7 protein-coding genes are annotated in these 6809 nt (G+C 49.5%); 3 read left to right on the plus strand and 4 right to left on the minus strand.

Features of this window, described 5'->3' with window-relative positions; all coding sequences use genetic code 11:
- Nucleotides 1–281 precede the first annotated feature (281 nt).
- The gene (ltrA, locus tag H6G17_RS31805) at nucleotides 282–1997 is read left to right on the plus strand and encodes a group II intron reverse transcriptase/maturase (RefSeq protein WP_192162675.1); all 1716 of its coding nucleotides are present in this window, start codon (nucleotides 282–284) and stop codon (nucleotides 1995–1997) included.
- On the opposite strand, the gene H6G17_RS31810 is transcribed toward ltrA, so the two are convergent.
- Nucleotides 1976–2284 carry a hypothetical protein gene (locus H6G17_RS31810; RefSeq protein ID WP_199317183.1) on the minus strand — a complete coding sequence of 103 codons (309 nt, stop codon included), beginning with the start codon at nucleotides 2282–2284 and terminating at the stop codon, nucleotides 1976–1978. The two genes, ltrA and H6G17_RS31810, sit on opposite strands and share 22 nt — an antisense overlap.
- A 28-nt stretch (nucleotides 2285–2312) precedes the next feature.
- Nucleotides 2313–3086 carry a Uma2 family endonuclease gene (locus H6G17_RS31815; protein ID WP_199317184.1) on the minus strand — a complete coding sequence of 258 codons (774 nt, stop codon included), beginning with the start codon at nucleotides 3084–3086 and terminating at the stop codon, nucleotides 2313–2315.
- A 235-nt stretch (nucleotides 3087–3321) separates the two neighbouring features.
- Between H6G17_RS31815 and H6G17_RS31820 the strand changes: the two genes are divergently transcribed.
- Nucleotides 3322–4341: a tyrosine-type recombinase/integrase gene (locus tag H6G17_RS31820; RefSeq protein ID WP_192162678.1), complete on the plus strand. Its 1020-nt coding sequence runs from the start codon at nucleotides 3322–3324 to the stop codon at nucleotides 4339–4341.
- A gap of 34 nt (nucleotides 4342–4375) precedes the next feature.
- Here the strand turns inward: H6G17_RS31820 and H6G17_RS31825 are convergent, their stop codons facing one another.
- Together H6G17_RS31825 and H6G17_RS31830 are read right to left on the minus strand one after the other, a co-directional pair.
- Nucleotides 4376–5428, minus strand: coding sequence for a Fic family protein (locus H6G17_RS31825; RefSeq protein ID WP_192162680.1), 1053 nt, complete (start codon nucleotides 5426–5428; stop codon nucleotides 4376–4378).
- 240 nt (nucleotides 5429–5668) lie between these two features.
- Nucleotides 5669–5899: a hypothetical protein gene (locus H6G17_RS31830; protein ID WP_192162682.1), complete on the minus strand. Its 231-nt coding sequence runs from the start codon at nucleotides 5897–5899 to the stop codon at nucleotides 5669–5671.
- A gap of 384 nt (nucleotides 5900–6283) precedes the next feature.
- Here H6G17_RS31830 and H6G17_RS31835 point away from each other — a divergent pair, with 384 nt between their 5' ends.
- Complete coding sequence (locus H6G17_RS31835) at nucleotides 6284–6802, plus strand: methyltransferase domain-containing protein (protein WP_192162683.1); 519 nt, start codon at nucleotides 6284–6286, stop codon at nucleotides 6800–6802.
- The last annotated feature ends 7 nt before the right edge of the window (nucleotides 6803–6809 follow it).

The raw sequence follows: 6809 nt of genomic DNA on the forward strand, positions 1-6809 counted from the left end.
TTCGCTACCACGACAACTGGTTGCGAAATTTTCTGATTGCCTCGTCCCTGAATGGTCGTGGAACCGGAAAACCGGTCAAACACAAACTAGAGTAGAACCAGGAACCTTTGAGTAAGTCAACCGCAAGGGAGACAGAATTACCTAGCGGGTAAAGGAAACGGGAAAAAGCGAATGCTCTTGGTAACGCAAGAGATAGAGGTTTCAACTTTGCCTCATACCGAAAGGTAGCAGACTTCCCACTGGTCTCGAACGATAAACCAAAGAGAAGGAATTGAACCTAAGTGAAAGATAGATTCAAATTTGAAATCGGAGCGAAGGAACCGCTCACAGATTGGACAACCATTCAATGGAAGCCGATCAAAAAGCGTGTGAAAAACCTGAGACAGCGGATTTATCGTGCCACACAGAACCATCAGTGGAATCGGGTGAAAAGCCTGACCAAACTGATGCTACGCAGTCACGCTAACCTGTTGCTTTCTGTGCGACGAGTCACTCTAGAGAACCACGGCAAGAAAACTGCGGGGGTTGATGGTCAAACAGCATTAACTGCTGCCGACCGAGTGAAATTAGTAGATCAGATGCAGGAATATACGATGTGGAAAGTTCGCCCAACTAAACGGGTCTACATTCCCAAAGCAAACGGAAAACAAAGACCGCTCGGAATTCCTGTTCTACAAGATCGCGTCGCACAAGCAATGGTCAAAAATGCACTCGAACCTAGCTGGGAAGCTCGTTTTGAAGCCAACAGTTACGGTTTTCGCCCCGGAAGAGGCTGTCACGATGCCCTCACGCAATGCCACAATCGGCTTTGCAAAGGGCGGGATAGCTGGATTCTGGATGCGGACATCAAGAGTGCGTTTGACAATATCAGCCATCAGTCTCTTCTCAACGCTATTGGGGCGACACCGGTCAGGGAATTGATCAAGCAATGGCTGAAAGCAGGTTATGTAGAATCCGAAGTCTTCTACCCAACGGTTAAGGGCACGCCTCAAGGGGGAATAGCTTCTCCACTTTTAGCCAACATCGCCCTAACCGGACTCGAAGAACGGTTATCTCAATATCAAAAATCTAAACCTGCTCCATTCTTTGACAAAGGTCGGGGTAAACTGCGAAACAGGAACAGAAAGTCTAATGCATACGGTTACATTCGTTATGCGGATGACATACTTGTTACTGCGACGACTAGGGAAGATATTGAGAAAATTGTCCCTGTGATCCAACAATGGCTAGGGGAAAAAGGATTGGAACTGAACCCAGAAAAGACGACCATCAGAAATATCAAGGATGGGGTGAACTTTCTGGGAGTCACTTTCAGACAATTCAAGGGCAAAACCCTTGGGCTGCCTGAAAAAGACAAAGTTCTGAACAAGTTGAAAGACATTAGAACCTGGCTGAAAAATCACAAGCAAGTCAGCTCGGAAACGGTCATCAATTACCTTAATCCCATTATTCGGGGGTTTGGAAACTACTACCGCATTGGCAGCAGCAAACGGGTCATGTCCTACTTTGACAAACAAGTATGGCAAGCTCTATGGCGTTGGGCAAAACGAAGACATCCCAACAAAGGTCGAAACTGGGTCAAGGAAAAATACTTCCGGACTCATCAAAACCGGAAATGGACGTTTTTCGCGCATACACGCAATAGACATGGAGAAACCACCTTCATCCACTTATTTCGAGCTGCATCGATTCCCATCGAACGGCACGTTAAGGTTGAAAATACCGCTTCTCCAGATGATCCCAGCTTAAAATCCTATTGGGCAAAACGCTTGACGAAATTCGGCAAAATCCGGTGGGAGAATGGCTCGAAACTTAGGAATGTGGCAGAAAATCAGCAATGGAAATGCCCCCTCTGTGGAGAGCATCTGTTCAATGGGGAAGAACTGCACATCCACCATCGCAAAAGTGTAAAAGCAGGCGGCACGAACTCAATCGACAACCTCGTGCATTTGCACGTCACCTGCCACAAACATCTTCATGCCGGTGGAGTTCTATGAGGCTTGAGGCTTGAGCGGCTTGATGCGAAAGTATCACGAGCCGTTCTGAGGGGAGAGGGACAGGGCAACCTGCTCTCTCTTACCCGACAGCGAGCATGGGAACGGCGGCTGTAGCAAACGGATGGATTCCAACATCCATCGCCACCTACACCATGAATTGCCTGAGCCTGTTCTGCTGAGAGCGTGGCACACTTGAGGCACTTGTCTGGGATTGCCTTCGCTTTCTTGACGGGTTCTTGGAGGAGCGATCGTTTTGCTCTAGTCTTTCTAACAGTTGATTTGGACATTTTTCGGCATTCTCTTACCGCGCTTAGTTTATTCACCGTCAGGCGCATCTGGGTCAACTCCCATTGCCCGCAACCGCTCGGCTAATCGTTCAGCTCTGGCTTGTGCTGTCTCTTTTTGCGCTCGTTCTAATTCTGTTGCAGTAGGAATCCAGTTACCTCGATCGTCGTACCAGCGCAACCATTGTCGGTCGATTCCTTGATAACTCCCCTGCCAGAGTCCCAAACCTAAATTCAAACTCGGTAAAAAGAAGCGCAACTGTTCGAGCAATTCTTCGCGATATTGTCCGGCTGTCAGGGTAAAAGCTCGCAGGCGATCGCTATAGCGGTCAAACACGACATAATAAGGAACGCGCAAAATCTGCTCGTAGACTTCCCACTGCGTCGGCGGCTGATTCATTCCTCTTTGCGTCCGTCCTAAATCTTCTCTTTCCGTACCTGGTGACAGGAGTTCGACGACAACAGCAGGAGCTACGCCCTCTTGCCACATGACATAGCTCATGCGTAAATCCCTCCCCTCATACAATCGCTCCACCCCCAAGACGGCAAACCAGTCGGGACGCTTGCACCAGAGTGGATGGCGCACGTCGTAATAGAGATTCAGGCCGCTGGCAACAAAGACCTGCTCTGGCGAATAGTGGGGCGGGCGGAACGTTTCGCGCAGCAGTTGGGGTTGAAAGTCGTGAAACTCGCCTCTGCAACCCGGCTCCTGGGGGTCTTCGCTGAGTAAATCGTACATTGTCGGCAGCGTCTCTTTAGCAGAGCGAGGCGGATCGGTCTGCTCGATTGAAACACGATTCAACATAGGTAGACATCAACTAACTTAACGCTCGTAGATCGATCGCCGCAGCGATTCTTAAATTCTACAGTACAAAGGTTTTTCGGCTGTTGTCACTTACTGATTTTGACATTTTGTCTGAGGCTTGTCTTAGAACAGATAATGTTACTTATTTGGGATTTAAATGAAGTGAATGAGTATAATTACTTATAGACGCGAACGACAGATCGCCACTTGACCCGATCGCTTAAACTGATAGTCAATGAAAATTGCTGGAATACGTGCTTCTATGCCTCGCCGCCCTATCCCAGAACCCGTTATTCTCCCGTCTTCGACTCCAATTGCTCGTTCTGTCAGTCCAACACCAGCTGTAATCCCATCTCAACAACCTACAGATCTGCGGCAGTTGCGAGTGGATGAATTTTTGATGGCGCGATCGCTCTCGGACAATAGTAAGAAGGCATATCAGCAGGACTTACAGCGATTTATGGATTGGACGCAAACGGCTTGGAGTGCAGTCACTCCCAGACAGGTGGCGCTGTTTAAAGATGACTTGCTAGAAGAAAAATCTCTTGCTCCGGCGACAGCGAATCGGGTGCTGACAACTCTGAAAAACTTCTACGGATGGATGGTGGATTCGGAGTATGTTGCTAAAAACCCTACCAAAACAATCGACTTACTGGAGCTGGAATCACCAGAAGCACAAGACTTGAGCGAGGCGGAATTAGTAAGCATTTATCAGGTAGCAGCAGAGAGTAATTACTGCGAACGCAATACTGCCTTGGTTTCGATTTTGCTGCACGGATTGCGGGCAGCAGAAGTATCGGCACTCAACCTAGAAGACTACGACGGCACGAGGCTGCACGTTCGTAAAGCTAAAAGTGACAGCAAGGGTTGCGTACCGCTCAAAGAAAGAGCCAGGATGGATTTGAATGTCTACCTAGAATGGCGATCGCAGCAAGGAGAAGAACTTCAGCCTACAAGTCCTCTATTTATCTCGCGATCGCGCCGCAGTTTTGGCAAGCGCCTCACCTACTGGGGGATTCGAGATGTCGTCGATGCGATTCAGCAGGCGACGGGGATCGATCTTCACGCTCATCGGTTCCGACACACGTTTGCTACCGATTTGGTGCTTAAGGGCATGGATACTTATCACGTAATGACGCTGACGCGGCATAAGTCAATGCAAAGTTTCAAACGGTATACCAAGCGAGCTGACCAAATCGCCGCTGAAAAAGCTTTTTATCAAACTCTTGGTGAAAGTGAGCCTGAGAATACTTGAAATAACGGGCTTATCACTTTCTCTAGCACTACGTCTATCGAGCAGGTGGCGGACTATACCAACTTCCTCTGCCCTGCCCCTGACGCTGAAGCAGACCGCGCTTGACCAGCTCCAAGAGGCGTGTCTTGACCGTCGGTCGCGGTGCGCCAACTAGTTTCTGGGCTTCACCCGTGGTGATGCGACCGTTTCGCCGCGCCGCTTCTAGAATGGCGATCGCGTCTGGGTGCAGCCCTTCGGCTTGCGGCTCGCGTGCAATCTTCGTCGCTAATCGATCTTTCTGACTCTTGAGCGATCGCAGGAAAAACCTCAACCACGGCTCGAAATCGGGTGACTCCGTCTCCAACGTGCCCTGCGTCCGACGCAGCGCCAGATAATAGCCTTCCTTGTTCGCCTCGATGACGCTTTCCAAGGAGCTATAAGGCACGTAGGAGTAGCCCGCCTTCAGCAGTAATAGCGTCGTCAGCACTCGCGAAAGCCGCCCGTTTCCATCCTGAAATGGATGGATTGCTAGGAAGACGATGACAAACAGCCCGATGACAATGAGCGGATGCCAAGCTCCATCTGCCAGCACCTCGCGGGTCCAAGCGACCAGCTCTTGCATTTTGAAGGGCGTATCGAAGGGTGATGCCGTAGCGAAGATAACACCGATACTCTTTCCATCTGCGTCGAAAGCTTCGACATTGTTCGGCAGCTTCTTGTATTCGCCACGATGTCGTTCGTCCTTGGTCGAACGACGCAACAGCATCGCGTGCAGCTGCTTGATGTAGTTCTCGGTAAGCGGGATGGCGGTGTAGGAATCGAATACCGCATCCATCACCTCGGCATAACCCGCGACTTCCTGTTCGTCGCGCGAGACAAAATCCTGCCGTTCCAAGCGACCGAGCAGCTCTTCTACTTCCCTGTCGCTCAGCTTCGCCCCCTCAATCCGAGTCGAGGAGCCGATACTTTCAATCGTGGCGACGCGCTTCAACACTGCCAGCCGCTCTGGAGCAAGTGTCGTCAAAGTCCGCCACGTTCCCTTGAATTCATCGATTTCGGCAATCAGCCGCAGGATCTCCGGTGTGATCCTCAGCGTCCCAATCTTCATGCCATATCCATTTTTCTATCCATTTGCATCCAGATATATCCATTTATATCCATTTTCTGTAAGTTCTGCTACGCGGCAAGGGCGAGCTTGAGCCTTCAAACTCTTCACATTAGCAGCAACAGCCCTTCACACGCTCGCAAACTTCTACTTGTTTAGCTATGGCTATTCCTCCTGGATTTCCTGCTGCCTGTCGCCGATCCACGTTGTCGATCGCCCTGTGTTGACCGAGGCGATTTGTGCTTATTCGCCATAAATCTCTTCCAACACCTGTACCAATGCAGAATCTAACTCTTGCAGCGCTTCATCTAAACTGCCATAGCTGTCTTTGCCTTGAAGCATCCCACCGCTATCTAAAGCGCGGATAAACGAACTTAAGGGACTGTCTAGATCGTAGCCAATCTCAATCCAGCCTTCATGCTCGTTCACCCAGCGAGTAATATTTGGGTAAGTATCTTCAATTGAGCTTGCCATTACCTGTTAAGTCTATCCTTCATGTGGTTACTGCACTTACAGATATTATTTACTACGCGATTGCAGTCGTCATCTGCCTGCGCGATGGTCGCGAAGCGTTTGCGGAGCATGGTCGAAGAGCATACCGCCTTCGGCATCGCATACGACTTTCACTACAGCTAGGGCCCGCTCTTCTTCTGGCATAACTAAAACGACGAGGCGAGGGTCGAGCGCGATCGTGCTTTAGATGTCTAGTTCTTGCTCAAACGGCATTTTGGCGCTGCAAGTATTACCACGTCTGCTCTAGAAATAAGCAGCACTAGCTTTGCTGCAAACTCAATCCAACACAACGGCAAACGCCTAGCGGCGGACTTGATGGAAGTAAGGCTGGTGAAATCATGACAAATGACAATTCAATACCCTTTTTGGCTCGACTACAAAACGTGGTCTACACCTCGTTGGAAGTGCGCGATCGCTCGGCGCGGTCTATCGATGCCGATGAAGGTAGCCGTAAAGTACAGGGTAGTGGAACCATCAAGCCTGCTTCTAGACTTTGGTTGCGGTAGAGGAGAAGATCTAGAGCACCTTCATAAACTAGACATTTCTTGCGTCGGTTTCGATCCCTACTGGAAATACGATTTGGCTCTATTGCAGCCGACTGACTGTATCAGTTGTATTTACGTCATTAACACGATTGAGTCCGCAATAGAAAGAACTGAAGTCCTTCAATACTGCTGGGAATTGACGAGGCGATCGCTCGTTATCGCCGTCAGAACTGATGGCAGAGGTGAAGGATTGTCACGATTAGGCACGTATCAAAAGTATTACTCGCAAGCGGAATTTAGAAGCTTCATTGCTCAAAGCCTGGGAGTAGTAAGAGTTGAATTTCCCAAATCAGGGATTGCATTCATTCAGAAAAAATAACTGGGAC

Origin of the sequence: Chroococcidiopsis sp. [FACHB-1243] (genome assembly GCF_014696895.1) — a bacterium.
Lineage (GTDB): Bacteria > Cyanobacteriota > Cyanobacteriia > Cyanobacteriales > Chroococcidiopsidaceae > Chroococcidiopsis.